The 26,998-nt window shown below is 60.5% G+C and carries 27 protein-coding genes; 18 read left to right on the top strand and 9 right to left on the bottom strand.

Annotation, left to right across the window (positions count from 1 at the left end):
• Positions 1-11 precede the first annotated feature (11 nt).
• The 14 genes from J1N02_RS10470 to J1N02_RS10405 all read left to right on the top strand — a co-directional run bounded on the left by J1N02_RS10470 (position 12) and on the right by J1N02_RS10405 (position 14,984).
• Positions 12-2,006, top strand: a complete 1,995-nt coding sequence (locus J1N02_RS10470; RefSeq protein ID WP_421147345.1) for a histidine kinase — start codon at positions 12-14, stop codon at positions 2,004-2,006.
• An 18-nt stretch (positions 2,007-2,024) separates the two neighbouring features.
• Positions 2,025-2,654 carry a response regulator gene (locus J1N02_RS10465; RefSeq protein WP_027605903.1) on the top strand — a complete coding sequence of 210 codons (630 nt, stop codon included), beginning with the start codon at positions 2,025-2,027 and terminating at the stop codon, positions 2,652-2,654.
• Positions 2,655-2,879: 225 nt separating this feature from the next.
• Positions 2,880-3,992, top strand: a complete 1,113-nt coding sequence (locus tag J1N02_RS10460; RefSeq protein WP_028618154.1) for an ABC transporter ATP-binding protein — start codon at positions 2,880-2,882, stop codon at positions 3,990-3,992.
• 43 nt (positions 3,993-4,035) lie between these two features.
• The gene (locus J1N02_RS10455; RefSeq protein ID WP_027605901.1) at positions 4,036-5,076 is read left to right on the top strand and encodes an ABC transporter substrate-binding protein; all 1,041 of its coding nucleotides are present in this window, start codon (positions 4,036-4,038) and stop codon (positions 5,074-5,076) included.
• Positions 5,077-5,171: 95 nt separating this feature from the next.
• Positions 5,172-6,419, top strand: a complete 1,248-nt coding sequence (locus tag J1N02_RS10450; protein ID WP_027605900.1) for an ABC transporter permease — start codon at positions 5,172-5,174, stop codon at positions 6,417-6,419.
• Positions 6,420-6,431: 12 nt separating this feature from the next.
• A complete protein-coding gene (locus J1N02_RS10445) occupies positions 6,432-7,256 on the top strand; it encodes an ABC transporter permease (protein ID WP_017739612.1) in 825 nt (274 codons plus the stop codon).
• Positions 7,257-7,375: 119 nt separating this feature from the next.
• Positions 7,376-8,524, top strand: a complete 1,149-nt coding sequence (locus J1N02_RS10440; protein ID WP_027605899.1) for an iron-containing alcohol dehydrogenase — start codon at positions 7,376-7,378, stop codon at positions 8,522-8,524.
• Positions 8,525-8,608: 84 nt separating this feature from the next.
• A complete protein-coding gene (gene rpe, locus J1N02_RS10435; RefSeq protein ID WP_027605898.1) occupies positions 8,609-9,283 on the top strand; it encodes a ribulose-phosphate 3-epimerase in 675 nt (224 codons plus the stop codon).
• Positions 9,280-10,098 carry a phosphoglycolate phosphatase gene (locus tag J1N02_RS10430; protein WP_065925377.1) on the top strand — a complete coding sequence of 273 codons (819 nt, stop codon included), beginning with the start codon at positions 9,280-9,282 and terminating at the stop codon, positions 10,096-10,098. The genes rpe and J1N02_RS10430 overlap by 4 nt, the downstream gene beginning before the upstream one ends.
• Before the next feature lie 70 nt (positions 10,099-10,168).
• Positions 10,169-11,650 (top strand): anthranilate synthase component I, encoded by a 1,482-nt coding sequence (gene trpE / locus J1N02_RS10425; protein WP_146477721.1) that lies wholly within the window; start codon positions 10,169-10,171, stop codon positions 11,648-11,650.
• Between the two features lie 10 nt (positions 11,651-11,660).
• On the top strand, positions 11,661-12,254 hold the full coding sequence (locus J1N02_RS10420) for an aminodeoxychorismate/anthranilate synthase component II (RefSeq protein WP_024077700.1): 594 nt from the start codon (positions 11,661-11,663) through the stop codon (positions 12,252-12,254).
• Between the two features lie 9 nt (positions 12,255-12,263).
• The gene (gene trpD, locus J1N02_RS10415) at positions 12,264-13,313 is read left to right on the top strand and encodes an anthranilate phosphoribosyltransferase (RefSeq protein ID WP_027605895.1); all 1,050 of its coding nucleotides are present in this window, start codon (positions 12,264-12,266) and stop codon (positions 13,311-13,313) included.
• Complete coding sequence (gene trpC, locus J1N02_RS10410; RefSeq protein ID WP_027605894.1) at positions 13,310-14,146, top strand: indole-3-glycerol phosphate synthase TrpC; 837 nt, start codon at positions 13,310-13,312, stop codon at positions 14,144-14,146. Before trpD ends, trpC begins: the two co-directional genes overlap by 4 nt.
• Before the next feature lie 142 nt (positions 14,147-14,288).
• Complete coding sequence (locus J1N02_RS10405) at positions 14,289-14,984, top strand: lipoate--protein ligase family protein (RefSeq protein WP_368961708.1); 696 nt, start codon at positions 14,289-14,291, stop codon at positions 14,982-14,984.
• On the opposite strand, the gene crp is transcribed toward J1N02_RS10405, so the two are convergent.
• Complete coding sequence (crp, locus tag J1N02_RS10400) at positions 14,981-15,625, bottom strand: cAMP-activated global transcriptional regulator CRP (protein WP_027605892.1); 645 nt, start codon at positions 15,623-15,625, stop codon at positions 14,981-14,983. The two genes, J1N02_RS10405 and crp, sit on opposite strands and share 4 nt — an antisense overlap.
• Before the next feature lie 244 nt (positions 15,626-15,869).
• On the opposite strand from crp, the gene J1N02_RS10395 reads away from it, so the two are divergent.
• Positions 15,870-16,292 (top strand): OsmC family protein, encoded by a 423-nt coding sequence (locus J1N02_RS10395; protein WP_005792019.1) that lies wholly within the window; start codon positions 15,870-15,872, stop codon positions 16,290-16,292.
• Between the two features lie 62 nt (positions 16,293-16,354).
• Here the strand turns inward: J1N02_RS10395 and coq7 are convergent, their stop codons facing one another.
• The 6 genes from coq7 to hemJ form a co-directional block, all read right to left on the bottom strand.
• Positions 16,355-17,002 carry a 2-polyprenyl-3-methyl-6-methoxy-1,4-benzoquinone monooxygenase gene (coq7, locus tag J1N02_RS10390; RefSeq protein WP_027605891.1) on the bottom strand — a complete coding sequence of 216 codons (648 nt, stop codon included), beginning with the start codon at positions 17,000-17,002 and terminating at the stop codon, positions 16,355-16,357.
• Positions 17,003-17,119: 117 nt separating this feature from the next.
• On the bottom strand, positions 17,120-17,458 hold the full coding sequence (locus tag J1N02_RS10385) for a histidine triad nucleotide-binding protein (protein WP_010206940.1): 339 nt from the start codon (positions 17,456-17,458) through the stop codon (positions 17,120-17,122).
• A 46-nt stretch (positions 17,459-17,504) separates the two neighbouring features.
• Positions 17,505-18,293 carry an SDR family NAD(P)-dependent oxidoreductase gene (locus J1N02_RS10380; RefSeq protein ID WP_027605890.1) on the bottom strand — a complete coding sequence of 263 codons (789 nt, stop codon included), beginning with the start codon at positions 18,291-18,293 and terminating at the stop codon, positions 17,505-17,507.
• A gap of 62 nt (positions 18,294-18,355) precedes the next feature.
• Positions 18,356-19,318: a DUF805 domain-containing protein gene (locus J1N02_RS10375; protein WP_027605889.1), complete on the bottom strand. Its 963-nt coding sequence runs from the start codon at positions 19,316-19,318 to the stop codon at positions 18,356-18,358.
• 69 nt (positions 19,319-19,387) lie between these two features.
• Positions 19,388-20,350, bottom strand: coding sequence for an NAD(P)H-dependent flavin oxidoreductase (locus tag J1N02_RS10370; RefSeq protein ID WP_027605888.1), 963 nt, complete (start codon positions 20,348-20,350; stop codon positions 19,388-19,390).
• Positions 20,351-20,373: 23 nt separating this feature from the next.
• Positions 20,374-20,802: a protoporphyrinogen oxidase HemJ gene (gene hemJ / locus J1N02_RS10365; protein WP_027605887.1), complete on the bottom strand. Its 429-nt coding sequence runs from the start codon at positions 20,800-20,802 to the stop codon at positions 20,374-20,376.
• A gap of 135 nt (positions 20,803-20,937) precedes the next feature.
• Between hemJ and argC the strand changes: the two genes are divergently transcribed.
• Positions 20,938-21,972, top strand: a complete 1,035-nt coding sequence (argC, locus tag J1N02_RS10360; protein ID WP_027605886.1) for an N-acetyl-gamma-glutamyl-phosphate reductase — start codon at positions 20,938-20,940, stop codon at positions 21,970-21,972.
• Between the two features lie 165 nt (positions 21,973-22,137).
• Entirely contained in the window at positions 22,138-22,488 is a 351-nt protein-coding gene (gene erpA / locus J1N02_RS10355) for an iron-sulfur cluster insertion protein ErpA (protein ID WP_003176443.1), read from the top strand.
• A gap of 91 nt (positions 22,489-22,579) precedes the next feature.
• On the opposite strand, the gene J1N02_RS10350 is transcribed toward erpA, so the two are convergent.
• Complete coding sequence (locus J1N02_RS10350; protein WP_421147344.1) at positions 22,580-23,671, bottom strand: anhydro-N-acetylmuramic acid kinase; 1,092 nt, start codon at positions 23,669-23,671, stop codon at positions 22,580-22,582.
• A gap of 3 nt (positions 23,672-23,674) precedes the next feature.
• A complete protein-coding gene (locus tag J1N02_RS10345; protein WP_421147343.1) occupies positions 23,675-25,093 on the bottom strand; it encodes a peptidoglycan DD-metalloendopeptidase family protein in 1,419 nt (472 codons plus the stop codon).
• Between the two features lie 208 nt (positions 25,094-25,301).
• Between J1N02_RS10345 and tyrS the strand changes: the two genes are divergently transcribed.
• Positions 25,302-26,501 (top strand): tyrosine--tRNA ligase, encoded by a 1,200-nt coding sequence (gene tyrS / locus J1N02_RS10340; protein WP_421147342.1) that lies wholly within the window; start codon positions 25,302-25,304, stop codon positions 26,499-26,501.
• The last annotated feature ends 497 nt before the right edge of the window (positions 26,502-26,998 follow it).

Here is a 26,998-nt window from a genome sequence, read left to right as displayed (position 1 = left end):
AGACGTGGATCATGGGTTTTCGCTGTCTGCTGGTTATCGGCTGTTTGTGCCTTGCCTTGATGGCAAACGCTTCCCCCGCGCCCGCCACACCGCAGGCGCAGCTGAATGCGCCGCAGCGCGAATGGCTGGCCCGGCACCCGGAGCTGCGGGTGGGCGTGGTGTTGCAGGCGCCTTACGCGCAATACGACCGACGCCTGCAGCGCTTGTCCGGGGCGAATGTCGAGTTGATGCAGTGGCTGGCCAAGGCGCTGAATATCGAGCTGACCTGGCGCAACTTCCCTGATCAGGAGCAGTTGGAGGCGGCCGTACGCGATGACGAGGTAGACATTGCCCCTGGCCTGCAGCAAACCCCGGCCGGTTTGCGCCTGTGGCAGTTCACCGACCCGTATATGCGTGTGAGTCAACACATTGTCGGCATCCGCGAGGGCGGTGGTGCCGTGGAGCTGGAGAAGCTCGACGGTCAATCCCGGGTTGCCGTGCGCATGCCCAGCGCCGTGGCCGATTACCTGCGCAGTACCTATCCCGGCCTCAACCTGCAAGGCGTGCCCATGGAGCGCCAGGCCTTGCAACTGTTGGTCAGCCAGCAGGCGCGTTATGCCGTGGTGGATGAAGCGCAATTAAGCCGCTTGTCTGCAGAGGCCGAGTTCAGCGGGCTGGCGGTGGTCGGGGACATCGGCCTGCCGCAATTGCTGCGGGTCGCCACGCGCCGGGATTGGCCGGAACTGGCCGGCATCATGGAAAGTGCCCTGAGCGCGATCCCGGCCCGCGACCTGGATCAACTGCACAGTCGCTGGCTGCAACCCAAATACCCACGTTTATCCGAATCCAAAGGCCTTTGGCAGAACCTCAGCCTGCTGCTCGGCCTGTTGCTGCTCGCCAGCCTGGCCGTGGTGTTCTGGCAGCGCCGCCAGCAACGTGTGCTGGAGCACGACCTGCTGGCGGCCCGCGAAGAAAGCGCCGCCCGTGCCGCCGGTGCCGAAGCGTTGCGCTTGACGCAGTTCTCCATCGACCAGAGCACCGTCGGCATCCTGTGGGTCAACTGGGACAGCCACGTGCGCTACGCCAATCGTGCGGCCGAGAGCATGCTGGGTTACGAGCCCGGTGCACTGATCGAACGGCCGCTGGTCGACCTCGACCCGACCCTGGATATGGACCGCTGGCTCAATTTGTGGAAGCGCGCACGGGCCAGCGAAGAGGGGCCGCAGAACTTCGCCACCGATTGTTTGCGCGCCGATGGCAGCATCCTGCCGGCCAACGTGTCCTTGAGCTTTGTGCGATTTGCCGAGGCCGAATACCTGGTTGTCTACCTGAACGATGTCACCGAACTGCGCCGCACCCTGGCCGCCCTGATGCAAAGTGAAGCGCAACTGCGCGAGTTGTCCGCCCACCTGGAAACCGTGCGCGAAGAAGAAAAAGCCCGCATCGCCCGGGAAGTGCACGACGAACTCGGGCAAATGCTCACGGTGCTCAAGCTGGAAACCTCCATGTGCGAGCTGTCCTATGCGCAACTGGATCCTGGCCTGCATGAGCGCTTGAACAGCATGAAGCGCCTGATCGCCCAACTGTTCCAGTTGGTGCGGGACGTGGCGACGGCGCTGCGCCCGCCGATTCTCGACGCCGGTATTGCCTCGGCGATTGAATGGCAAGCCCGGCGTTTCGAAGCGCGCACGCAAATCCCTTGCCTGGTGCAGGTACCGGATAACCTGCCGACCTTGAGCGATGCCAAGGCCATCGGCCTGTTCCGTATCCTGCAAGAGGCACTGACCAATGTGATGCGCCATGCCCAGGCGCATACTGTCGAACTGACCCTGGCGGTGGAAGGCACCGACCTGCGCCTGACCATCAGCGACGATGGCGTCGGTTTCGTCCAGGCCCAGGGGCGCCCGGTGTCGTTTGGCCTGGTGGGGATGCGCGAGCGGGTGCTGATCATGGGCGGGCAACTGAGCCTGGACAGTCAATTGGGCGAGGGCACCACCCTGAGTGTCACCGTTCCGTTGGATGCATAACGATAAGAGGAAGCCCTTGTGATCCGTGTACTGGTAGCCGAAGACCACACCATTGTTCGTGAAGGCATCAAGCAATTGATCGGCCTGGCTAAAGACCTGCTGGTGGTGGGGGAGGCGAGTAATGGCGAGCAGTTGCTCGAGACCTTGCGCCATGTGCCTTGCGAGGTGGTGTTGCTGGACATCTCGATGCCAGGCGTGAATGGCCTGGAAGCGATTGCGCGCATTCGGGCGCTGAGCAATCCGCCGGCGATCCTGGTGCTGTCGATGCACGATGAGGCGCAAATGGCCGCTCGCGCCTTGAAGGTGGGCGCTGCGGGCTACGCCACCAAGGACAGCGACCCGGCGCTGCTGCTGATGGCGATTCGCAAGGTCGCCGCCGGCGGGCGTTACATCGACCCGGACCTGGCGGACCGCATGGTCTTCGAGGTCGGCCTGACGGATTCAAGGCCCTTGCATTCGCTGCTGTCCGAGCGTGAATTTTCGGTGTTCGAGCGCCTGGCCCAGGGCGCCAACGTCAATGACATCGCCCAGCAACTGGCGTTGAGCAGCAAGACCATCAGCACCCACAAGGCGCGGCTGATGCAAAAGCTGAATATCACCTCCCTGGCCGAGCTGGTGAAGTACGCCATGGAGCACAAGCTCCTCTAACCACATACCCAATAACGACAACCCCAAAACACCGCCGAACCCATTCTTGCCGCTTGCAGCTCGCCTCTTGCCGCTGCCCTGTCCCATCCCCGCCATCCGTGTAGGGCGATCCCTACCCCAAACCTTCCATCCGGCTGATGCCATTCTCTCCTGGCCCCCGATTTCCGGGGGCTCGCGCCTGGACTACGCTTGTGCCACAGCAGTCCAAAATACAAAGGTGCGGGTATGAGCGAGGTGGATTCAAATGATGTGCTGGTCAGCTTTCGTGGCGTGCAGAAGAGCTACGACGGCGAGAACCTGATCGTCAAAGACCTCAACCTGGAGATTCGCAAGGGCGAGTTCCTCACCCTGCTCGGGCCTTCCGGTTCGGGCAAGACCACCAGCCTGATGATGCTGGCCGGCTTCGAAACGCCGACCGCCGGCGAAATCCAGCTGGCCGGGCGCTCGATCAACAACGTGCCGCCGCACAAGCGCGACATCGGCATGGTGTTCCAGAACTACGCGCTGTTCCCGCACATGACCGTCGCCGAGAACCTCGCGTTCCCGCTGTCGGTGCGGGGCTTGAGCAAGACCGATATCAGCGAGCGGGTCAAACGCGTGCTGAGCATGGTCCAGCTCGATGCCTTTGCCCAGCGCTACCCGGCGCAACTGTCCGGCGGCCAGCAGCAGCGTGTGGCCTTGGCCCGGGCGCTGGTGTTCGAGCCGCAACTGGTACTGATGGACGAACCCCTCGGTGCCCTCGACAAGCAACTGCGTGAACACATGCAGATGGAGATCAAGCACCTGCACCAGCGCCTCGGCGTGACCGTGGTGTACGTAACCCACGACCAGGGCGAAGCCTTGACCATGTCCGACCGCGTGGCGGTGTTCCACCAGGGCGAGATCCAGCAGATCGCTGCGCCACGCACCTTGTATGAAGAGCCGAAGAACACCTTCGTCGCCAACTTCATCGGTGAAAACAACCGCCTCAATGGCCGCCTGCACAGCCATACCGGCGAGCGTTGCGTGGTGGAGCTGGCGCGCGGCGAGAAGGTCGAGGCGCTGGCGGTGAACGTCGGCCAGGTCGGCGGCCCGGTGACCCTGTCGGTGCGCCCTGAGCGTGTCAGCCTCAATGGCTCCAGCGAAAGCTGCGTCAACCGTTTCTCCGGGCGGGTGGCGGAATTCATCTACCTGGGCGACCACGTGCGCGTGCGCCTGGAAGTCTGCGGCAAGGCCGATTTTTTTGTGAAACAACCGATCGCCGAGCTGGACCCGGCGTTGGCGGTCGGCGACGTGGTACCGATTGGCTGGCAAGTCGAGCACGTTCGCGCACTCGACCCACTTCTAGAGGCGAATTGATCGCCCCATGGCTTCACCAACCCTGCACGTGGAGAGAACAACAATGTTGAGATCCCTGAAGTATTCCGTCCTGGCCCTGAGCTTGATGGGCGCGACACAGGCCATGGCTGGCCCGGACCTGACCGTCGTGTCCTTTGGCGGTGCGAACAAGGCTGCACAGGTCAAGGCTTTCTATGCACCTTGGGAAAGCGCGGGCAACGGCAAGATCGTCGCCGGCGAGTACAACGGTGAGATGGCCAAGGTCAAAGCCATGGTCGACACCAAGAGCGTGTCCTGGGACCTGGTGGAAGTGGAGTCGCCGGAACTGTCCCGTGGCTGTGATGAAGACATGTTCGAGCCGCTGGACCCGAAACTGTTTGGCAACACCGCCGACTACGTGAAGGGCGCGATCCAGCCGTGCGGCGTGGGCTTCTTCGTATGGTCGACCGTTCTGGCCTACAACGCGGACAAGCTGGCGTCTGCGCCAACCAGTTGGGCGGATTTCTGGGACACCAAGAAATTCCCGGGCAAGCGCGGCCTGCGCAAGGGCGCCAAGTACACCCTGGAATTCGCCTTGATGGCCGACGGTGTTGCACCGAAGGACGTGTACAAAGTGCTGGCCGGCAAAGATGGCCAGGACCGTGCGTTCAAGAAACTCGACGAACTCAAGCCCTCGATCCAATGGTGGGAAGCCGGCGCACAACCGCCGCAATACCTGGCCTCGGGTGACGTAGTGATGAGCTCGGCCTACAACGGCCGCATCGCCGCGGTGCAAAAAGAAAGCAACCTGAAAGTGGTGTGGAACGGCGGCATCTACGACTTCGACGCGTGGGCCATCCCTAAAGGCCTGTCCAAGGAACGTGCCGAAGCGGCGAAGAAATTCATCGCCTTCTCGGTGCAGCCGCAGCAGCAGAAGACCTACTCGGAAAACATCGCCTACGGCCCGGCCAACACCCAAGCCGTACCGTTGCTGGCCAAGGACATCCTCAAGGATATGCCGACTACGCCGGAAAACATCGCCAACCAGGTGCAGATCGACGTGAGCTTCTGGGCGGATAACGGCGAGCAGTTGGAGCAGCGCTTCAACTCCTGGGCTGCCAAGTAACACTGCATAACCTTGTGGGAGGGGGCTTGCCCCCTCCCACAAGGGATTTCTTGTGTGTGAAAGATTGCATTCATTTTCAAGATTCGGAGTCAGCCATGGCCATCGCCGTTCCCTCGAACGAGGTCAACAGCCCCACCCTCAAGCAGCGCCTGGCGCGTGCCGAGCGGCTCAATCGCTGGAAGGCCCAGGCCTTGATTGCGCCGCTGGTGCTGTTTTTGCTGCTGGTGTTCCTGGTGCCGATTGTTGCGCTGCTGTTTAAAAGCGTCGGCAACCCGGAAGTGGTGGGCGGTCTGCCGCGTACCGTGGTGGCGGTGACGGCCTGGGACGGTCGTGGTCTGCCGGGTGAGCCTGTGTACCAGGCCCTCAGTGAAGACCTGGGCGAGGCGCGCAAAAACCAGACCCTGGGTGATCTGTCCAAACGCTTGAACATGGAACTGGCCGGCTATCGCAGCCTGCTGACCAAAACCGCGCGGGCGCTGCCGTTTACCGAAGCGCCCGGCTCTTATAAAGAAGCGCTGGAAAACCTCGACGAACGCTGGGGCGACCCGGCGTACTGGCAGGCGATCCGGCGCAATACCAGCAGCCTGACACCGTTCTACCTGCTGGCGGCCGTCGATCACCGCATCGACGACCTCGGCGAAGTGGCCCCGGCCACCCCGGACCAGGCGATTTACCTGGACATCTTCGCCCGCACCTTCTGGATGGGCCTGGTGATCACCGCCATCTGCCTGCTGCTGGCTTATCCGCTGGCGTATTTGCTGGCCAACCTGCCAGCGCGCAAAAGCAACCTGCTGATGATTCTGGTGTTGCTGCCGTTCTGGACCTCGATCCTGGTGCGGGTGGCGGCGTGGATCGTGCTGCTGCAATCCGGCGGGCTGATCAACAGTGCGCTGATGGGCATGGGCCTGATCGACAAACCCCTGGAGCTGGTGTTCAACCGCACCGGGGTCTACATCTCCATGGTGCATATCCTGCTGCCGTTCATGATTTTGCCGATCTACAGCGTGATGAAAGGCATTTCGCCCACCTACATGCGTGCGGCGATCTCCCTGGGCTGTCACCCGTTCGCCAGCTTCTGGCGCGTGTACTTCCCACAGACGTACGCCGGTGTCGGCGCCGGCTGCCTGCTGGTGTTCATCCTGGCGATCGGTTACTACATCACCCCGGCACTGCTGGGCAGCCCGAACGACCAGATGGTCAGCTACTTCGTGGCTTTCTACACCAACACCAGCATCAACTGGGGCATGGCGACGGCGTTGGGCGGCTTGCTGCTGCTGGCGACCGTGGTGCTGTACCTGATCTACAACCGGCTGGTGGGCGCCAGCCGCCTGCGCCTGAGCTGAGGAGACCTTGCGATGCTGAGTCCTTATATGTCACCGGTGGAGCGGGTGTGGTTCTACAGCTTGCGGATCCTCTGCGGCTTGATCCTGTTGTTCCTGATCTTGCCTGTGCTGGTGATCATCCCGCTGTCGTTCAACAGCGGCAGTTTCCTGGTGTACCCGTTGCAAGGCTTCTCGCTGCACTGGTACCAGGATTTCTTCGCCTCGGCGGAGTGGATGCGTGCGTTGAAGAACAGCATCATCGTCGCCCCGGCCGCCACGGTATTGGCCATGGTGTTCGGCACCCTGGCGGCGATCGGCCTGACCCGTGGGAATTTCCCCGGCAAGGCGTTGGTGATGGCCCTGGTGATTTCGCCGATGGTGGTGCCGGTGGTGATTATCGGTGTGGCCAGCTACCTGTTTTTTGCGCCATTGGGGCTGGGTAACAGTTTCTTCTCGCTGATCGTGGTGCATGCGGTGCTTGGGGTGCCGTTTGTGATCATCACCGTGTCGGCGACCTTGCAGGGTTTCAACCATAACCTGGTACGGGCGGCGGCCAGCCTGGGTGCCTCGCCCTTGACGGCGTTTCGCCGGGTAACCTTGCCGTTGATTGCACCGGGGGTGATCTCCGGCGCGCTGTTTGCCTTCGCGACGTCGTTCGATGAAGTGGTGGTGACCCTGTTTCTCGCCGGCCCCGAGCAAGCGACCTTGCCGCGCCAGATGTTCAGCGGCATCCGCGAAAACCTCAGCCCGACGATTGCGGCGGCGGCGACCTTGCTGATCGCCTTCTCGGTGTTGCTGTTGCTGACCCTGGAGTGGCTGCGTGGGCGTAGCGAGAAACTGCGCACGGCCCAGGTCTAAAGACCAGTACAGCCCCCCTCCCACAGGGGGGGCTTTGACCATTCAGCGCCTGAATGGAAGACAACCCGATCCAGTCAGCTACTCTTGTGCCAGCCCATCACCGATAAGAGGCCGCGCACATGAGTACTTCCTCATTCAAGATCGCCCACAAACTGCTGACCGGCGCTGGCGCCATCGAGCAACTTGCCGCCGAGCTGACGCGCCTGGATGTGGATAACCCGTTGATTGTCACCGATGCGGTGCTGGTCAAGTCAGGCACGGTGGCGCTGGCACTTGAGCATCTGGGCGAGCGCTCTTATGAGATCTTTGATCGCGTGCTCCCCGACCCGGAAATCTCCATCGTCGAAGACTGCATGCAGGCGTACCGCGACGGTGGCCACGACGGCCTGATCGGCCTGGGGGGCGGCAGTGCCATCGATATTGCCAAAAGCGTTGCCGCCTATGCCGGTTACCACGGCGCCCTGGCTGACTTATTCGGCGTCGACCAGGTGCCGCGCAAGGGCCCGCCGCTGATCGCCATCCCGACCACCGCCGGCACTGGCTCGGAAGTGACCAATGTGGCGATCCTCTCCGACAAGGTCGCGCAGTTGAAGAAGGGCATCGTCAGCGACTACCTGCTGCCGGACGTCGCGTTGATCAGCCCGCAAATGACCCTGACCTGCCCGCGCAGCGTCACCGCCGCCAGTGGCGTGGATGCGCTGGTACATGCCATTGAGTCCTACCTTTCCCTGAACGCCTCGCCGATCACGGATGCCCTGGCCATTGGGGCGATCAAGCTGATCGCCAAGGCGCTGCCCAAGGCCTACGCCAACCCGGCCAACCTGCAGGCCCGCGACGATATGGCCACCGCCAGCCTGATGGCCGGCATGGCCTTCGGTAATGCCGGGGTGGGCGCCGTGCATGCGCTGGCCTACCCGCTGGGCGGGCGATTCAATATTGCCCATGGCGTCAGCAATGCGCTGTTGCTGCCCTACGTGATGCACTGGAACAAACTGGCCTGTGTCGAGCGCATGCAGGACATTGCCCAGGCCATGGGCGTGAATGTCAGCGGCCTGAGTGTCAACGATGCCGCCGACCAGGCCGTCGAGGCGATGACGCGATTGTGTGCCGCCGTGGAGATTCCTTCCGGCCTGCGCAGTTTCGGGGTTCCCGAGGACGCCATCCCGGCCATGGCCACGGAAGCGGCGGGTATCGAGCGCCTGATGCGTAACAACCCGCGCAAGCTCAGCGCGGCCGATATCGAGAAAATCTATCGGGCGGCGTACTAGCCGTTGAGTTAGGTCACGGTGCGCAGGGCAAAGCATGAGGTATACAATGCGCGCCATCGTGATTTAGCTCAAAAAAGGTGCGTCATGCAGCCCTTCGTTATTGCTCCATCGATTCTCTCCGCCGATTTCGCCCGCCTGGGTGAGGAAGTGGACAAGGTGTTGGCCGCCGGTGCCGACTTCGTGCACTTCGATGTCATGGACAACCACTACGTGCCCAACCTGACCATCGGTCCGATGGTCTGCGCGGCGCTGCGCAAGTACGGCATCACCGCGCCGATCGATGCGCACCTGATGGTCAGCCCGGTGGATCGCATCATCGGTGATTTCGTTGACGCCGGCGCGACCTACATCACCTTCCACCCGGAAGCCTCGCTGCACGTCGACCGCACCTTGCAACTGATCCGCGAGGGCGGTTGCAAGGCCGGCCTGGTGTTCAACCCGGCCACCCCGCTGGACGTGCTCAAGTACGTGATGGACAAGGTCGACATGGTGCTGCTGATGAGCGTCAACCCAGGCTTCGGCGGGCAGAAGTTCATCCCCGGTACCCTCGACAAGCTGCGTGAAGCCCGTGCGCTGATCGATGCGTCGGGTCGCGACATCCGCCTGGAAATCGACGGTGGGGTCAACGTCAACAATATCCGTGAAATCGCGGCTGCCGGCGCCGACACCTTCGTGGCCGGCTCGGCGATCTTCAACGCCCCGGACTACGAGGAAGTCATCGCCAGGATGCGCGCCGAATTGGCGCTGGCGCGTCCATGAGCGGCTTTGAGCAGCTGTTCCCCGGCAAACTGCCACGGCTGGTGATGTTCGATCTGGACGGTACCTTGATCGACTCGGTGCCAGACCTGGCGGCGGCGGTGGACGAGATGCTGCTCAAGCTGGGACGCAAGCCGGCGGGGCTTGCGTCGGTACGCGAATGGGTCGGCAATGGCGCGCCGATGCTGGTTCGCCGGGCCCTGGCCAATCACATCGATGCCGAAGGTGTCGATGAGGTTGAGGCCGAGCACGCCCTGGAACTGTTCAACGCAGCCTATGAGCGCAGCCACGAACTGACCGTGGTCTACCCCGGCGTACGCGACACCCTCAAGTGGCTGAGCAAGCAGGGCGTGGAAATGGCCCTGATCACCAACAAGCCGGAGCGCTTTGTCGCGCCGCTGTTGGACCAGATGAAAATCGGCCGTTATTTCCGCTGGATCATTGGTGGCGATACCTTGCCGCAGAAGAAACCCGACCCGGCGGCGCTGTTTTTCGTGATGAAAATGGCCAATATTCCGGCGTCCCAGTCGCTGTTTGTCGGCGATTCACGCAGTGACGTGCTGGCGGCGAAAGCGGCCGGCGTGCAGTGCGTGGCCCTGAGTTACGGCTACAACCATGGTCGTCCGATCGCCGAAGAGTCGCCGTCGCTGGTGATTGATGATCTGAGACTGCTAATCCCCGGTTGCTTGGGAGCTGGCGCTGAGATAACGTTGCCCGACATCGATCCGTCCCCTTCTGGAAATTCCATCGTGGTGGTCACTCGCAAACTCTGGATGAAAGTCATCAAGGCCCTGGCCCGCTGGCGTTGGCGCGCCTGACTGATCCTGGCCGCGCCATGCGGCACGTTTGCATACCTGACTGTTAGACCCTCACGCCACGAGGCACCTCATGATCCGCGAAGAATTCCTGCGTTTGGCCGCTGCCGGCTATAACCGTATCCCCCTGGCCTGCGAAACCCTGGCCGACTTCGACACGCCGTTGTCGATCTACCTGAAACTGGCCGACCAGCCCAACTCCTACCTGCTGGAGTCGGTACAGGGCGGCGAGAAATGGGGCCGTTACTCGATCATCGGCCTGCCATGCCGCACTGTGCTGCGGGTGCACGACCATCATGTGAGCATCACCCATGATGGTGTCGAGATCGAAAGTCATGAGGTCGAAGACCCGCTGGCCTTCGTCGAAGCCTTCAAGGCGCGCTACAACGTGCCGACCATCCCTGGCCTGCCGCGCTTCAACGGCGGCCTGGTGGGGTACTTCGGCTACGACTGCGTGCGCTATGTGGAAAAACGCCTGGGCAAATGCCCGAACCCTGACCCCCTGGGCGTGCCGGACATTCTGCTGATGGTCTCCGATGCGGTGGTGGTGTTCGACAACCTCGCCGGCAAGATGCACGCGATCGTGCTCGCCGACCCGTCCCAGGCCGACGCCTTCGAGCAAGGCCAGGCCAGCCTCGAAGCGCTGTTGGAAAAACTGCGCCAGCCGATCACCCCGCGTCGCGGCCTGGACCTCAGCCGTCCGCCGGCGGCTGATCCGGTGTTCCGCTCCAGCTTTACCCAGGATGACTATGAGCGCGCGGTCGATACCATCAAGGAATACATCCTCGCCGGTGACTGCATGCAGGTGGTGCCGTCGCAACGCATGTCCATCGACTTCAAGGCGGCACCCATCGACCTGTACCGGGCGCTGCGCTGCTTCAACCCGACGCCGTACATGTACTTCTTCAACTTTGGTGACTTCCACGTAGTGGGCAGCTCGCCGGAGGTGCTGGTGCGTGTCGAGGACAACCTGATCACCGTGCGCCCGATTGCCGGCACACGCCCGCGTGGCGTGACCGAAGAAGCGGATCTGGCGCTCGAAGAAGACCTGCTCAGCGACGACAAGGAAATCGCCGAACACCTGATGCTGATCGACCTGGGCCGCAATGACACCGGGCGTGTCTCGGAAATCGGCTCGGTGAAGTTGACCGAGAAGATGGTCATTGAGCGTTATTCCAACGTGATGCACATCGTGTCCAACGTCACCGGCGAGCTGAAGGCCGGGCTGACTGCGATGGACGCGTTGCGGGCGATTCTGCCGGCAGGCACCTTGTCGGGGGCGCCGAAGATCCGTGCGATGGAAATCATCGACGAACTGGAGCCGGTCAAGCGCGGTGTCTATGGCGGCGCCGTGGGGTATTTCGCCTGGAACGGCAACATGGACACTGCCATTGCGATTCGCACTGCGGTGATCAAGGACGGGGAGCTGCACGTGCAGGCCGGTGGCGGGATTGTCGCCGACTCGGTGCCGGCCCTCGAATGGGAAGAAACCCTGAACAAGCGCCGCGCGATGTTCCGCGCCGTAGCGCTGGCTGAACAGACCCCCAATTCTTGAGGTTTCCCCCATGTTGCTGATGATTGATAACTACGATTCCTTTACCTACAACGTTGTGCAGTACCTGGGGGAGTTGGGCGCCGAGGTCAAGGTGGTTCGCAATGACGAACTGACCGTGGCCGAAATCGCCGCCCTGAACCCGGAACGTATCGTGGTTTCGCCGGGCCCCTGCACGCCGACCGAGGCGGGTATCTCCCTCGAAGCCATCAAGTACTTCGCCGGCAAGCTGCCGATCCTGGGCGTTTGCCTGGGCCATCAATCCATCGGCCAGGCCTTTGGCGGTGATGTGGTGCGCGCGCGCCAGGTGATGCACGGCAAGACCAGCCCGGTGTTCCATAAAGACCTGGGCGTATTCCAGGCACTCAACAACCCGGTGACCGTGACCCGCTACCACTCGCTGGTGGTCAAGCGCGAAACCCTGCCGGAATGCCTGGAGCTGACGGCCTGGACCCAGCTGGAAGACGGCTCCGTCGACGAGATCATGGGCCTGCGTCACAAGACACTGAATATCGAAGGGGTGCAGTTTCACCCTGAATCGATCCTGACCGAGCAGGGCTACGAGCTGTTCGCCAACTTTCTCAAGCAGAGCGGCGGCACGCGCTAAGGACTTTCCATGGATATCAAGACTGCCCTGAGCCGTATCGTCGGCCATCTGGACCTGAGCACCGCTGAAATGAGCGATGTGATGCGCGAAATCATGACTGGTCAATGCACCGATGCGCAGATCGGCGCCTTCATGATGGCGATGCGCATGAAGAGTGAAAGCATCGACGAGATCGTCGGCGCCGTATCGGTGATGCGTGAGCTGGCGGACAAGGTCGAGCTCAAGACCCTCGACGGCGTGGTCGACGTGGTCGGCACCGGCGGTGACGGTGCGAACATCTTCAACGTCTCGACGGCCTCGTCCTTTGTGGTGGCGGCGGCGGGCTGCACCGTGGCCAAGCACGGTAACCGCGCGGTGTCCGGCAAGAGCGGCAGTGCCGACCTGCTGGAAGCGGCCGGTATCTACCTGAACCTCACGCCGGTACAAGTGGCGCGCTGCATCGACAACGTCGGCATCGGCTTTATGTTTGCCCAGTCCCATCATGGTGCAATGAAGCACGCCGCCGGCCCACGCAAGGACCTTGGCCTGCGTACCCTGTTCAACATGCTCGGCCCGCTTACGAATCCGGCCGGTGTGAAGCACCAGGTGGTAGGCGTGTTCAGCCAGGCGCTGTGCCGGCCATTGGCTGAAGTACTCCAACGCATGGGCAGCAAGCATGTGCTGGTGGTGCATTCCAAAGACGGCCTGGACGAGTTCAGCCTGGCGGCGCCAACGTTTGTGGCGGAGCTGAAGGATGACCAGATCAGCGAATACTGGGTCGAACCGGAAGACTTGGGCATGAAGAGCCAGAGCCTGCACGGCCTGGCGGTGGAAAGCCCGGCGGCGTCCCTGGAGCTGATTCGCGATGCCCTGGGGCGTCGTAAGACCGAGAACGGTCAAAAAGCCGCGGAAATGATTGTTCTGAATGCTGGCGCGGCACTTTACGCAGCCGATCATGCCTATAGTCTTAAGGAAGGTGTCGAATTGGCCCACGATGCGCTGCACACCGGTCTGGCTCGTGAAAAGCTCGAAGAGCTGGGAGCATTCACCGCTGTATTCAAGATGGAGAATGAAGGATGAGTGTGCCGACCGTTCTGGAAAAAATCCTGGCCCGCAAGGCTGAAGAAGTCGCCGAACGCCGTTCCCGTGTGAGCCTGGCCGAGTTGGAAGCCCAAGCGAAAGCCGCTGACGCACCGCGTGGATTTGCCAAGGCACTGATCGCCCAGGCCAAGCTCAAGCAGCCGGCCGTGATCGCCGAGATCAAGAAAGCATCGCCGAGCAAGGGCGTGATCCGCGAAAACTTTGTACCGGCGGAAATCGCTCTCAGCTACGAGAAGGGTGGGGCGACGTGCCTGTCGGTACTCACTGACATCGATTTTTTCCAGGGTTCCGACCTGTTCCTGCAGCAGGCCCGCGCCGCGTGCAAGTTGCCGGTGATCCGCAAGGATTTCATGGTCGATCCGTACCAGATCGTCGAAGCCCGTGCCTTGGGCGCCGACTGTGTGTTGTTGATCGTCTCCGCATTGGATGACGTGAAGATGGCCGAGCTGGCGGCCGTGGCCAAAAGCGTTGGCCTGGATGTGCTGGTGGAAGTGCACGACGGCGATGAGCTGGAGCGCGCGCTGAAAACCCTCGACACACCGCTGGTGGGGGTCAACAACCGTAACCTGCATACCTTCGAAGTCAGCCTGGAAAACACCCTCGACCTGCTGCCGCGTATTCCGCGCGATCGCCTGGTGATTACCGAAAGTGGCATCGTCAACCGTGCCGATGTGGAGCTGATGGAAATCAGTGACGTTTATTCGTTCCTGGTGGGTGAGACCTTCATGCGTGCCGAGAACCCTGGGGCGGAACTGCAGCGTCTGTTCTTCCCGGAGCGTGGCGTGGCGGTCAGTGGTTCCACTCTCGATTGATTTGAAATGCGATCAACGTGTGGGAGGGGGCTTGCCCCGATGGCGGCGGTTCAGTTGGAGCATTCTCGACTGACACACCGCTATCGGGGGCAAGCCCCCTCCCACATTTGGGTTTGTGTTTATTCAGATAGGTAGGTGCCCATTGATCCAGCCAGTGTCGATGCGTGTTGAAGCAGGCCTTGCCGCCGAGCAAGCCTTGCTGGCCGCCGTTTGCGCGGATGAGCAGGCGTTTGGGTTGTTGTTCTGGCAGCCCAGCGACCAGGCACTGGTGATGCCACGCCGCTTGAGCCGATTGCCTGCTTTCGATGTCGCCAGCCGCGTGTCTGCGGATGCCGGTTGGCCGGTGCTCTTGCGCGAAACCGGCGGCGAACCGGTGCCGCAGTCCAGCGCCACGGTCAATATCGCCCTGGTCTACGCTCCGCCGCGCAGTGAGGGTGATCAAGGTCGCATCGAAACTGGTTACCAGCGTCTATGCCAGCCGATCTGCGATTTACTTATCGAGTTGGGCGGCGATGCCTCCGTCGGGGAAATCGACGGTGCATTCTGCGACGGTCGTTACAACGTCAACCTCAACGGGCGCAAAATGGTCGGTACTGCCCAGCGCTGGCGGCAAGGCGGGGGCCGCCCGGTGGGGTTGGTGCACGGTGCGTTGTTGCTGGATAACGATCGTGAAGAACTGATCGCGGCGGTCAACCGCTTCAACCAAGCCTGCGGCCTGGAGCAACGGGTTCGCGCCGACAGCCATATTGCCCTGCACGAAGCCTTCCCCGCGCCGGACGCAATCAGCCGGCTGGACACCTTGTACCGACAAATGCTGGCCAGCTTCCTGCCGGCTTAACGGGTACCGAACACCACCATCGTCTTGCCTTTGACGTGCACCAGGTTGCGCTCTTCCAGATCCTTGAGCACGCGGCCGACCATCTCCCGTGAACAACCGACAATGCGCCCGATTTCCTGGCGGGTGATCTTGATCTGCATGCCGTCGGGGTGAGTCATTGCATCGGGCTGCTTGCACAGCTCCAGCAAGCAACGGGCCACACGTCCGGTGACGTCGAAGAACGCCAGGTCGCCAACCTTGCGCGTAGTGTCTCGCAGGCGCTGGGCGATCTGACCACTGAGGGCGTAGAGAATATCGGGGTCCTGCTGGGCGAGTTCGCGAAACTTTGCGTAACTGATCTCGGCCACTTCGCACTCGACCTTGGTCCGCACCCAGGCGCTGCGCTCCTGCTCCTTGCCTGCTTGTTCAAACAGCCCCAGCTCGCCGAAAAAATCCCCGGTGTTCAGGTAGGCGATGATCATTTCGCGGCCGTCTTCATCCTCGATCAGGATGGTGACTGAGCCCTTGATAATGAAAAACAGTGTTTCGGAGCGCTCACCGGCGCAGATGATGTTGTGCTTGGCGGGGTGGCGCCGGCGCTGGCAGTGCATCAGCAACTTGTCGAGATTCTTGATCTTGGGTATGGGCGTAAGAGCAACCATGGTTGTATCCCGAAAGGCAGCGCGAGGGGGTTGGAGTTGTTGTACTCAGCGGTATCGGCATTGATACACGTTGTATAAGGGTGGCAATACGCCACTCCTTTGGCGCCAGCTTAACAGACACATTCTGACTCGATTAGCGAATTTTCCGAGTCAGCTCCGTTATTGATCGCTTTGATGGGAAGCGCGGTTGCGCCCGGGCCCTGTGCTAAGCTGGCGACCCTTTTTTAGCAGTGGAGTCTGGGCGATGAAGGCACGCATCCAATGGGCGGGCGAAGCCATGTTCCTCGGTGAGTCGGGCAGTGGCCATGTGGTGGTCATGGATGGCCCGCCGGAAGCCGGTGGCCGTAACCTGGGCGTACGCCCGATGGAAATGCTCCTGCTTGGTGTGGGCGGTTGCAGCAATTTCGACGTGGTCAGCATCCTGAAAAAATCCCGCCAGGCTGTGGAAAGCTGCGAAGCCTTCCTGGAAGCCGAGCGCGCCACTGAAGATCCCAAGGTGTTCACCAAGATCCACATGCATTTCGTGGTGAAGGGACGGGCGTTGAAAGAGGCCCAGGTCAAGCGTGCCATCGAGCTGTCTGCCGAGAAGTATTGCTCGGCGTCGATCATGCTCGGCGCGGCGGGTGTGGCCATCACCCATGATTACGAGATCATCGAGTTGGGTTGACCGCCAATCGGCAAAAGAAAAGGGCGCTTCGATAGCGCCCTTTTTTGCAGCCGCAGGTTTAGTCAGATGCGGTAGGTGCTTTTGGTCATGACCTTGGCCAGCAGGCTCATGCCGAATCGCACTGGCGCCGGGAAGCGGAAACCGCCGGCATCCAATGCACTTTCGGCGTGGTGCTCCTCATCAATACGCATCTGCTCAAGAATCGCCCGGGACTTTTCGTCATCGGCCGGCAGTTGCTCCAGATGTTCATCCAGGTGCTTGCACACTTGATGTTCCGTCGCGGCGACAAAGCCGAGGCTGACCTTGTCGCTGATCAAACCGGCAGCCGCGCCGATGCCGAATGACAAACCGTAGAACAGCGGGTTGAGCACGCTGGGATGGCTACCCAACTGGCGAATACGTTGCTCGCACCAGGCCAGGTGATCGATTTCTTCCTCGGCCGCATGCTCCATGGCCGCGCGCACCTGCGGCAGCTTGGCGGTCAGGGCCTGGCCCTGGTACAGCGCCTGGGCACAGACTTCACCGGTATGGTTGATACGCATCAGGCCTGCGACATGGCGGGTCTCGGTCTCGCTCATCTGCGCGTCAGGCTGCACGATGGCGGGCGACGGGCGGTACGGTTGGCCGCTGAAGGGCAGCAGTGTGCGCATGGCCATGTCGGCTTGCAGCAACAGACGGTCAATGGGCGAGTAGTGACGTTGGGTAGTCATGCTGACCTCCGGGAAGAATCTCGGCGGCCAGTTTACCGCAAGAGAGAGGAACGCGTTTGCCCTGAGTCAAGGGCATCGGGTCGCAGCCTTGGGCTGCGCCCCTTGTAGCGGGCTATTTCAGCCCGGCGGCCAGTTCATCTGGCGCTGGCCCAGCACATGCATATGGATGTGGTAAACGGTCTGCCCGCCTTTCGGGTTGCAGTTCATCACCACCCGGAAGCCTTCTTCACAGCCTTGTTCCACCGCCAGGCGCTGGGCAGTGAACAGAATATGGCCGGCCAGGGCTTTGTCTTCCTCGGTCAGGTCATTGAGGGTGGGGATGTGTTTTTTCGGGATGACCAGGAAATGCACGGGCGCTGCCGGGTGGATGTCCTTGAAGGCCAGGACTTGATCATCTTCATAGATGATATCCGCAGGTATTTCCCGGTTGATGATTTTGGTGAACAGAGTATCCACAGCTGTTTCTCCATTATGAAAGTGCAAGGTGAGTGTACCCAGGCGATCAGCGCGGGCAATAGGCCTTGTTGATCGCCCCGGCGATCTTGCGAGTCAACCAGCGTGGGCTGAAACGCGGGCTGAAGGCCAGCCAGCGATTACGTCGTCCAGGAATGATGATGGCTTTGTTCTTTTCCAGTGCGCGCACGGTATAGAGCGCCACTTCTTCCGGGCTCATCAATTGCTCGCTGCGCTCGAGTCTGGCGGTGTCCATCTGCGCCGTACCGAAGAAGGCGGTGCGCGTAGGACCGGGGCAAAGCACCGAGACCTTGATGCCACAGGTCTTCAGTTCTTCGCGCAAGCCTTCGGAGAAATGCAGCACGTAGGCCTTGCTGGCGTAGTAGCTGCTCATCCACGGGCCGGGTTGGAACGCGGCGACCGAGGCGACGTTGAGAATCTGCCCGCCACCGTGCAGCGCCATGGTGTTGCCCAGGGCGTGACACATGCGGGTGAGGGCAAGGATGTTGACTTCGATGAGGTCTTGTTCGGTCATCCAGTCCTGGGCCAGGAATGGCCCGCTGGTGCCAATGCCAGCGCAGTTCACCAGCAAATCGATCTGCCGCTCGCCTTCTTCCAGCTCCAGCAGGAACCCGGACAAGCGCAATGGCTCGCCGAGATCGCATGCCCGAAACAGCACCTCGACGCCGAAGCGTTGGGTCAATTCGATTGCAATGTTTTCCAACTGATCACGCTGGCGGGCCACCAGAATCAAGCTGCGGCCGCGACGGGCCAGGGCTTCGGCCAAAGCCAGGCCGATGCCGCTGGAGGCACCGGTGATCAGAGCGTAACGGGTCATGCCTTTCTCCATCGCAACACGCCGCGCCTGGGATGGAGGCATCGCAGGCGCGGCGCGTTTCTTTACTGTTCTGGAGAGTCTACAGGTTCGGCCGCGTCGTCAGCACTTTGCGCGTCTTCTTCGTCGACGATCACGCTTTGATCGGCGTCTTCATCGGAAGTGATGGAGCTGCTTTCGTAGCTGCTGTCCACGTTGGTTTCGAGTTGATCCAGGTAGCCGTTCATGCCCAGCGACACCACGATGATGAGCATCAGCGGGATGAATGCCAGCCACAGCGAGGCCAGGACCTTCACCGCGGTGGAGTTGCGCGGTGGCGGTGCGCCGTACTGGTTGGCGCCGGTGTTACCTGGCATGACCAACAGCAGCAGCGGGAAAATACTGTTCACCAGCGGTACCAGGTTCAGCAGGTACAACCAGCCGGACCAGCCCAGATCGTGCAGGCGCTGCACGCCGATCTGCACGCTCACGACCACAACCGCGACGAACAGCGCGAAGCCCAGCAGCGAGCCGAGGATAATGGCTATCGTCGGCGACGCGGTTGCGATGGCAAAGCCCACAGTACTGAGGATGCCGGCTGCGACGAGCATGGCGACTGTCAGTACCAGCGTCCATGCCAGGTACCGCAGACGACCAATACGGCCATTGATGGTGAAGACCTTGAGGGTGGCGTATTCCGGCAGGCTTTCACCTACGGCGGCACGCGGTGGTGCGTACGGCGAAGCCGCAGGACGGGAGAAGTCCGCAGCGCTGGAATCTGTTTCGTGGGTTTCGGCAAGGCTGAAGGCTACGGGCTGTTCGGCCTCGATACGCGCGTCGACCCCGGCGTTTTTCAGCGCGGTGAGGTAGGTTTCGGCGTCGGGGCGGGACAGGTCGCGTTTCAGTGCAACAACGCGGCCGGTGAAGAGTTTCTCGATGTCCTCGACCGTGCTCTTGAACAGTTCAGCCAGGTTCAGCTTGGCTGTGGTGCTTTCGACACCCGGGAGCAGGGCCCCATCAAACACAATCTTGAAACGGTTGTCGCTCATGCGGGCATCCTTGTCACTGAATCAGTGGGGTAGTGCAGGCCTGCTCGATCGGCAGGCCCTGCGGTTGGGTCAGCGTGGCCAGCGCAACTGTGTCGCCTGCTCGCGCGCCTTGCGGTATTCGGCATCCAGGCGGGCAACGAGTTCATCGACGCCGGGTAAATCATTAATCTCACCGACACCTTGGCCTGCAGACCATACGGTCTTCCAGGCCTTGGCTTCGTCGCTCAGCGGCTTGAGCTTGGAGCCGAAGTTTACTTCGCCTTTGCCCTGCAGGGCAGCGAGGTCGAAACCGGCATTTTCCAGGCTCTGGCGCATAAAGCTTGCGGGCACGCCGGAGACTGCGGGAGTGTGCACGATGTCGGCGGCGCGCGATGTGAGCAGCATCTCTTTATACGCATCCGGGGCGTGGCTTTCGGTGGTACCGATAAACCGTGTGCCGAAATACGCCAGGTCTGCCCCCAGCAACTGGGCGGCGAGTATCTCATGGCCGTGGTTAAGGCAGCCGGCCAGCAGCAGGGTTTTGTCGAAGAATTGGCGAATCTCCGCGATCAGCGAAAACGGGCTCCAGGTACCGGCATGGCCACCGGCGCCTGCGGCCACGGCGATCAGGCCGTCGACACCGGCTTCAGCGGCTTTTTCGGCATGGCGACGGGTAGTGACATCGTGAAACACCAGGCCGCCATAGCTGTGCACCGCATCTACCACTTCTTTCACTGCGCCCAGGCTGGTAATCACGATCGGCACCTTGTGCTCAACACAGATCGCCAGGTCAGCCTCAAGGCGAGGGTTGCTGTTGTGCACGATCAGGTTGACGGCGTAGGGGGCAGGATTGTCCAGCTGCGCCAGGCCCGCTTCGATTTCCTCCAGCCAGGCCTTGAAGCCACTGCTCTCGCGCTGGTTGAGCGCCGGGAAGCTGCCGACCACGCCGTTGCGGCAGCAGGCCAGCACCAATTGCGGATTGGAAATCAGGAACATCGGCGCCACCACCACGGGCAGGTGCAGACGTTGTTCAAGCAGAGTGGGCAGCGACATTGGAGGTACCCCGAGTAATGACGTTAGAACGGTTTGACCACGACCAAAATTACGATAGCCAGCAATATCAGAACCGGGACTTCATTGAACCAGCGATAAAAGACATGGCTGCGGGTGTTTTCGCCACGGGCGAAACGTTTTACCTGCGCGCCGCACATATGGTGGTAGCCAATCAGGAACACTACCAGGGTCAACTTGGCGTGGATCCAGGCGCCCGATTGAAAGATGCCGGGGTTAAGGGCTATCAGCCAGATACCGAACACCAGGCTGGCCAGCATCGCCGGGCCCATGATGCCGCGGTAGAGCTTGCGCTCCATGACGCTGAAGCGTTCCTTGCTGACAGTGTCCTCGCTTTGAGCGTGGTAGACGAACAGGCGCGGCAGGTAGAACAGCCCGGCAAACCAGCAGACGATGCTGACGATATGGAAGGCTTTGACCCATAGATAAAGCATTTTTAGTTATTCCCAGGTTCACGGTAGCGCAGATAGTAGTGGCTCATGCGCCCATACGTCACGCTGACGGTTGTCGCAGGACGATACGGCCCCTATTATCGACGGCTTTCCAGTGGGTTCGTTGAGGGCAGGTTTATGGTCAAGGTCGGTATCGTCGGCGGCACGGGTTACACCGGTGTCGAATTGCTGCGTCTGTTGGCCCAGCATCCGCAAGCTGAGGTGGTGGTCATTACCTCTCGATCCGAGGCCGGCCTGGCCGTGGCCGATATGTACCCGAACCTGCGAGGCCACTACGACGGCCTGGCGTTCAGTGTTCCGGACATCAACACCCTTGGTGCCTGCGATGTGGTGTTCTTTGCCACCCCCCATGGCGTTGCCCATGCGTTGGCTGGCGAACTGCTGGCCGCTGGCACCAAGGTCATCGACCTGTCGGCGGACTTCCGCCTGCAAGACGCCGACGAATGGGCCAAGTGGTACGGCCAGCCTCACGGTGCACCGGAACTGTTGGAAGAGGCGGTGTACGGCCTGCCGGAAGTCAATCGTGAGCAGATCAAGCAGGCACGCTTGATCGCCGTGCCGGGTTGCTACCCGACGGCGACGCAACTGGGCTTCCTGCCGTTGCTCGAGGCCGGGCTGGCGGATGCTTCGCGCCTGATCGCAGACTGTAAGTCGGGTGTCAGCGGTGCCGGTCGTGGAGCAGCGGTAGGTTCCTTGTACTCCGAGACGTCGGAAAGCATGAAGGCTTACGCAGTAAAAGGGCATCGCCATCTGCCGGAGATTCGTCAGGGGCTGCGTCGCGCCGCCGGCAAAGACGTAGGCCTGACCTTCGTGCCACACCTGACGCCGATGATTCGTGGCATTCATTCCACGTTGTACGCCACCGTGGTCGATCGTTCGGTAGACCTACAGGCGTTGTTTGAAAAGCGTTATGCCAACGAGCCGTTCGTCGATGTAATGCCTGCTGGCAGCCATCCGGAAACCCGCAGTGTGCGAGGCGCCAACGTGTGTCGGATTGCGGTGCATCGTCCGCAGGATGGTGACCTGGTGGTGGTGTTGTCGGTGATCGACAACCTCGTCAAGGGCGCGTCGGGCCAGGCGGTGCAGAACATGAACATCCTGTTTGGCCTGGATGAAAAGCTGGGTCTGTCCCACGCCGGCATGCTGCCTTAAGACGATTGGCAAAGTGTGCAAAAGGCCCGTTGATCGGGCCTTTTGTGTTTCTAATGGCGGCGATGCAGATTGATATACCGTAACAATAGTTGACCGCTTTTCTAGGAGAAGCGGATAATGCCCGCCATTACGCATATGGCGGCGCTACGCCGGGAGATTATCAGCATGAGCGTTGAATCCTTCACCCCCACGGCTTTGCAATTTACCCACGGTGCTGCGCACAAGGTGAAGAGCCTGGTCGATGAAGAGGGTAATGATCGCTTGAAGCTGCGCGTATTCGTTACGGGCGGCGGTTGTTCAGGGTTTCAGTACGGTTTCACCTTCGATGAAGATGTGGCCGACGATGACACCATCGTTGAGCGTGAGGGCGTTAGCCTGGTCGTGGACCCGATGAGCTTCCAATACTTGGCAGGTGCCGAGGTGGATTACCAGGAGGGTCTGGAGGGTTCGCGTTTCGTGATCAAGAACCCTAACGCGACCACCACCTGTGGTTGCGGCTCTTCGTTCTCGATCTGATCGACAGCCTGATCTACAACGAATAAAAACGCCGCGTGGCTTTGATCGGCCAAGCGGCGTTTTGCTGTCTGCGATTCTGGCGAGGTGTTCGTCAGGCGGGGTAGATCGCGCCAAGTACCCTTAGCCCGCGTGCGCCGGTGACACTGGGCCGGTTGGCGGCAATGCCTTCCAGGCAGCATTGAGCCAGCCAGGCGAAGGCCATGGCTTCGACCCAGTCCGGGTCTACGCCGTGGGTGGCGGTGCTGCTGACTTGAGTGGATGGCAACAACGCGGCCAGACGATTCATCATTGTGGTGTTATGGGCGCCGCCGCCACAGACGAGTAACGTTTCTGTCTCGGGCTGCGCGGTTTGCAGGGCCTCGACGATGGTCAGGACAGTCAGCTCCAGCAGGCTGGCCTGTACGTCCTGGGGTTCAAAGGCGGGCAGGCGGCCAAGATGCTGGTGCAGCCACTCGAGGTTGAACACTTCACGGCCGGTGCTTTTCGGGCCTTTGGTCAGGAAGAATGGATCGCTGAGTAGGGCCGTGAGTAGTTGAGGCTCGACCTTGCCACTACCCGCCCACTGCCCATCACGGTCAAAGTGTTCGCCGCGCTGCTGTTGAATCCAGGCGTCCAGCAGCACATTGCCTGGGCCGCAGTCGAAGCCGGCTACGGGCTTGCCGGTTTCGATCAAGCTGAGATTGCTGAAGCCCCCAATATTCAACACTGCACGGTTGCCGGTGCTTTCGCCAAACAACGCCTCATGAAAGGCGGGCACCAGAGGCGCGCCCTGGCCGCCAGCGGCAACGTCGCGGCTGCGGAAGTCGCTGACTACGCTGATGCCCGTCAGCTCCGCAAGCAATGCCGGGTTGCCGATCTGCACGGTAAAGCCTCGGGCGGGTTCATGACGGATGGTCTGGCCATGGCTGCCGATCGCGCGTATGTCTTGAGGCTTGAGGTCGTGCTGGTCGAGCACCGTGTGAATGCCGTGGGCGGCGAGTGTGACCCAATGCTGCTGGGCTATCGCTGAGCGGGCAATCTCATCCGGGCCGCTGGCGCACAGGCTTAACAGCTCTGCGCGCAGGGTGTCCGGCATCGGTGTGTAGTGGGTGGCGATCAGATTGATCGCCGAGCCTTGTTCGATCAGGGCGATGTCCAGGCCATCGAGGCTGGTCCCGGACATTACACCTATATAGAACGGCATACCTTAACGCTTCGCCGAAGCAAGCAGGGTGGAGCGCTCCTGGTCCATGCGCGCCATCAGCGGCTGGCTCTGTTGCATAAAGCGTGCGCGCTCGGCCTTGGCAATCGGGTCGGCCATCGGCAGCTTCTGTCCCAATGGGTCAACGTGCACACCATTGACCTGGAACTCGTAGTGCAAGTGCGGGCCGGTGGACAGGCCAGTGGTGCCGATGTAACCGATTACTTGGCCTTGCTTCACGTTGCCGCCGGTTTTCACACCCTTGGCGAAACCTTGCATATGGCCATACAGGGTGCGGTAGGTGTTGCCGTGCTGGATGATCACCGTGTTGCCGTAGCCACCGCGGCGTCCTGCGAGCAGGACCTTGCCATCGCCGGCCGCCTTGATAGGCGTACCGCGTGGGGCGGCATAGTCGACGCCTTTGTGGGCGCGGATTTTGTTCAGAATTGGATGCTTGCGACCCATGGAGAAACGCGAGCTAATACGAGCGAAATCCACCGGGGTGCGGATAAAGGCCTTGCGCATGCTGTTGCCGTCGGCGGTGTAGTAGCTGCTGTTGCCTTGCTTGTTGGTGTAACGCACTGCGGTGTAGGTCTTGCCACGGTTGGTGAAGCGTGCGGAGAGAATGTTGCCGGTGCCGACCACTTTGCCGTTGGCGACTTTCTGCTCGTAGATCACGTCGAATTCATCGCCCTGGCGGATGTCCTGGGCGAAGTCAATGTCGTATCCAAACACACTGGCCATGTCCATGGTCATGCTATGGGACAAGCCGGCGCGCGCGGCAGATTGCGACAGTGAGCTGTTGATCACGCCGTGAACGTAAGCGGAGCGCATGACTGGCTTGGTGGTAATACGGTTGAAGGCAAAGCCTTTGGCGCCCTTGGTCAGGGAGATGCTCTCGAGGTCACTGACGCTGGTGTGCAGGTTGTTCAACTGACCGTCTGGTGTCAGTTCGAACTCCAGTTTCTGGCCGTGTTTGAGCTGGGTGAATTGCTTGGCTTGTTTATCGCTGGCCAGTACATCGTTAACGGTGGCTGCGGGAAGGCCTACCTTCTCGAACAGGGTCGAAAGCGTATCGCCTTTCGCCACGATCACTTCGCGGTGTTGAGGGTTCTTGGCAGTGTCTACTACGGGTTTTTTCTGTTCTTGAACGGCTTGCTGGGTGTCTTCCTGCGTGTTTTCGATCTGGGCAAACGGCGATTCAGTGGGAGCATTTGTGGCTTGTTGGGCGTCGGAAGCGTCTTGATCTTGTGTCAGTTGTTCAACTGGACTCTCCAAGTCAAGGCTCAGGGATGTTCGTTTGGCTTCTACGTCACTGGAAGGGAATACCAGGAGTGCCAGGCTGAGAAGGGCGGCGATACCACTTGCTGCGAGCAGGTGGGTCTTCGGGTAAAGCGGCGGCGCTTTAGACGGTTCAGTGGTCATAGGTAATTTGACTTTGAAGATGAAATGGAAAAGATGAATGACATGATGAAGATGAAATAACTGTATAAAATATAACCAAATCATCTGTGGCGCAAGCTCGCGAACGCTGGGCTTGCTGAACGGTGTCCGTGCGCAGGGCAAAACTTGTAATTAGTCCCTGATCTTGTATGGTTGGTTCCCTTTTGAATCTGAGCCTTGCGGGTCTGTTATGAAGTCGGTTGAAGAGCAGCTAGCGCTGATAAAACGTGGTGCGGAAGAACTGTTGGTCGAGGCCGAGCTGATCGAAAAGCTCAAGCGTGGCCAGCCCCTGCGTATTAAGGCTGGCTTCGATCCAACGGCGCCGGACCTGCACCTGGGTCATACCGTGCTTATTAATAAGCTGCGTCAGTTCCAGGAGCTGGGGCATCAGGTGATCTTCCTTATAGGTGATTTCACCGGGATGATCGGTGATCCGAGCGGTAAGAGTGCGACACGCCCGCCGCTGACCCGTGAGCAGGTTCTCGATAATGCCGAGACCTATAAGACCCAGGTATTCAAGATTCTTGATCCGGCCAAGACCGAGGTGGCGTTTAACTCCACCTGGATGGATCAGATGGGGCCGGCGGACTTCATTCGCCTCACTTCCCAGTACACCGTGGCGCGCATGCTTGAGCGTGATGACTTCGATAAGCGCTATTCAACCAATCAGCCGATCGCGATTCATGAGTTCCTGTATCCGCTGGTTCAGGGTTATGACTCGGTAGCGCTGCGCGCGGATGTTGAGTTGGGTGGTACCGACCAGAAATTCAACCTGCTGATGGGGCGTGAGTTGCAGCGTGCTTATGGTCAGGAGGCTCAGTGCATCCTGACCATGCCGTTGTTGGAAGGATTGGATGGCGTCAAGAAAATGTCCAAGTCCCTGGGCAACTATGTCGGCATCCAGGAAGCTCCGGGTGTGATGTACGGCAAGCTGGTCTCTATCCCGGATGCCTTGATGTGGCGCTACTTCGAACTGTTGAGCTTCCGCTCGATGGATGAGATCGATGCGCTGCGTGCGGATGTAGAGGCGGGTGCCAATCCGCGTGACGTGAAGATCAAACTGGCGGAAGAGATCGTTGCGCGCTTCCATGGTGAAGAGGCTGCGGCCAGTGCTCACCGTGCGGCGGGTAACCGCATGAGAGATGGCGAGCTGCCGGATGATCTGCCTGAGATTGAATTGACGGCTACTGAGGCCATGCCGATTGCGGCAGTCCTTAATAAGGCTGGTCTGGTGAAGAACTCGGCGGTCGCGCGTGACCTTCTGGGGTCTGGCGGTGTGCGTATAGATGGTGAGGTGGTGGATCGCACCTTTATATACGAACTGGGTGCTACCCACGTTTGTCAGGCGGGGAAGAAGGCATTTGCGCGTATTGCGCTCAAATCCGAATAAACCTGAAATTAAGTGTTGACGGCGAATTGTATCTGTCTATAATTCGCCCCACTTCCGGCGCAGTCGAAACGTAAAACTCCTTGCTAAACAATGAGTTATGCAGAATAAAGCAGCGGATTGCTTCAGTTCATCGAAGCCCAGAAGGAGTTGGTAGGGTCGTGTTGTTTGACGCTATTAACGATTCGATCTTCTCGGTCGAAAGCGGAGAAAAAGAGGTGTTGACAGCAGCGTGTAACGCTGTAGAATTCGCCTCCCGCTGACGAGAGATCGCAAGCGCAAGTGGTTGAAGTTGTTGAAGAAATCTTCGAAAACTTCTGAAAATAATCACTTGACAGCAAATGAGGCTGCTGTAGAATGCGCGCCTCGGTTTAGACGAAAGCTCTTAACCAACCGCTCTTTAACAACTGAATCAAGCAATTCGTGTGGGTGCTTGTGGAGTCAGACTGATAGTCAACAAGATTATCAGCATCACAAGTTACTCCGCGAGAAATCAAAGA

This window comes from Pseudomonas sp. NFX5, assembly GCF_049132125.1.
In the GTDB taxonomy this organism is placed as follows: domain Bacteria; phylum Pseudomonadota; class Gammaproteobacteria; order Pseudomonadales; family Pseudomonadaceae; genus Aquipseudomonas; species Aquipseudomonas marginalis.
The sequence above is the reverse complement of the archived record's forward strand: the minus strand, read 5'-3'. Positions and strand labels throughout refer to the sequence as shown.

Bases quoted from the DNA above. Each gene is read 5' to 3' on its own strand.
- J1N02_RS10350 (WP_421147344.1), bottom strand. From the start codon at position 23,671: ATGCCGTTCTATATAGGTGTAATGTCCGGGACCAGCCTCGATGGCCTG.
- crp (WP_027605892.1), bottom strand. From the start codon at position 15,625: ATGGTTGCTCTTACGCCCATACCCAAGATCAAGAATCTCGACAAGTTG.
- coq7 (WP_027605891.1), bottom strand. From the start codon at position 17,002: ATGACTACCCAACGTCACTACTCGCCCATTGACCGTCTGTTGCTGCAA.
- J1N02_RS10450 (WP_027605900.1), top strand. From the start codon at position 5,172: ATGGCCATCGCCGTTCCCTCGAACGAGGTCAACAGCCCCACCCTCAAG.
- J1N02_RS10445 (WP_017739612.1), top strand. From the start codon at position 6,432: ATGCTGAGTCCTTATATGTCACCGGTGGAGCGGGTGTGGTTCTACAGC.
- J1N02_RS10430 (WP_065925377.1), top strand. From the start codon at position 9,280: ATGAGCGGCTTTGAGCAGCTGTTCCCCGGCAAACTGCCACGGCTGGTG.
- J1N02_RS10460 (WP_028618154.1), top strand. From the start codon at position 2,880: ATGAGCGAGGTGGATTCAAATGATGTGCTGGTCAGCTTTCGTGGCGTG.
- J1N02_RS10440 (WP_027605899.1), top strand. From the start codon at position 7,376: ATGAGTACTTCCTCATTCAAGATCGCCCACAAACTGCTGACCGGCGCT.
- J1N02_RS10455 (WP_027605901.1), top strand. From the start codon at position 4,036: ATGTTGAGATCCCTGAAGTATTCCGTCCTGGCCCTGAGCTTGATGGGC.
- rpe (WP_027605898.1), top strand. From the start codon at position 8,609: ATGCAGCCCTTCGTTATTGCTCCATCGATTCTCTCCGCCGATTTCGCC.
- J1N02_RS10370 (WP_027605888.1), bottom strand. From the start codon at position 20,350: ATGTCGCTGCCCACTCTGCTTGAACAACGTCTGCACCTGCCCGTGGTG.
- trpE (WP_146477721.1), top strand. From the start codon at position 10,169: ATGATCCGCGAAGAATTCCTGCGTTTGGCCGCTGCCGGCTATAACCGT.
- J1N02_RS10380 (WP_027605890.1), bottom strand. From the start codon at position 18,293: ATGACCCGTTACGCTCTGATCACCGGTGCCTCCAGCGGCATCGGCCTG.
- J1N02_RS10345 (WP_421147343.1), bottom strand. From the start codon at position 25,093: ATGACCACTGAACCGTCTAAAGCGCCGCCGCTTTACCCGAAGACCCAC.
- J1N02_RS10420 (WP_024077700.1), top strand. From the start codon at position 11,661: ATGTTGCTGATGATTGATAACTACGATTCCTTTACCTACAACGTTGTG.
- J1N02_RS10395 (WP_005792019.1), top strand. From the start codon at position 15,870: ATGAAGGCACGCATCCAATGGGCGGGCGAAGCCATGTTCCTCGGTGAG.
- tyrS (WP_421147342.1), top strand. From the start codon at position 25,302: ATGAAGTCGGTTGAAGAGCAGCTAGCGCTGATAAAACGTGGTGCGGAA.
- argC (WP_027605886.1), top strand. From the start codon at position 20,938: ATGGTCAAGGTCGGTATCGTCGGCGGCACGGGTTACACCGGTGTCGAA.
- hemJ (WP_027605887.1), bottom strand. From the start codon at position 20,802: ATGCTTTATCTATGGGTCAAAGCCTTCCATATCGTCAGCATCGTCTGC.
- J1N02_RS10470 (WP_421147345.1), top strand. From the start codon at position 12: ATGGGTTTTCGCTGTCTGCTGGTTATCGGCTGTTTGTGCCTTGCCTTG.
- trpD (WP_027605895.1), top strand. From the start codon at position 12,264: ATGGATATCAAGACTGCCCTGAGCCGTATCGTCGGCCATCTGGACCTG.
- J1N02_RS10375 (WP_027605889.1), bottom strand. From the start codon at position 19,318: ATGAGCGACAACCGTTTCAAGATTGTGTTTGATGGGGCCCTGCTCCCG.
- trpC (WP_027605894.1), top strand. From the start codon at position 13,310: ATGAGTGTGCCGACCGTTCTGGAAAAAATCCTGGCCCGCAAGGCTGAA.
- erpA (WP_003176443.1), top strand. From the start codon at position 22,138: ATGAGCGTTGAATCCTTCACCCCCACGGCTTTGCAATTTACCCACGGT.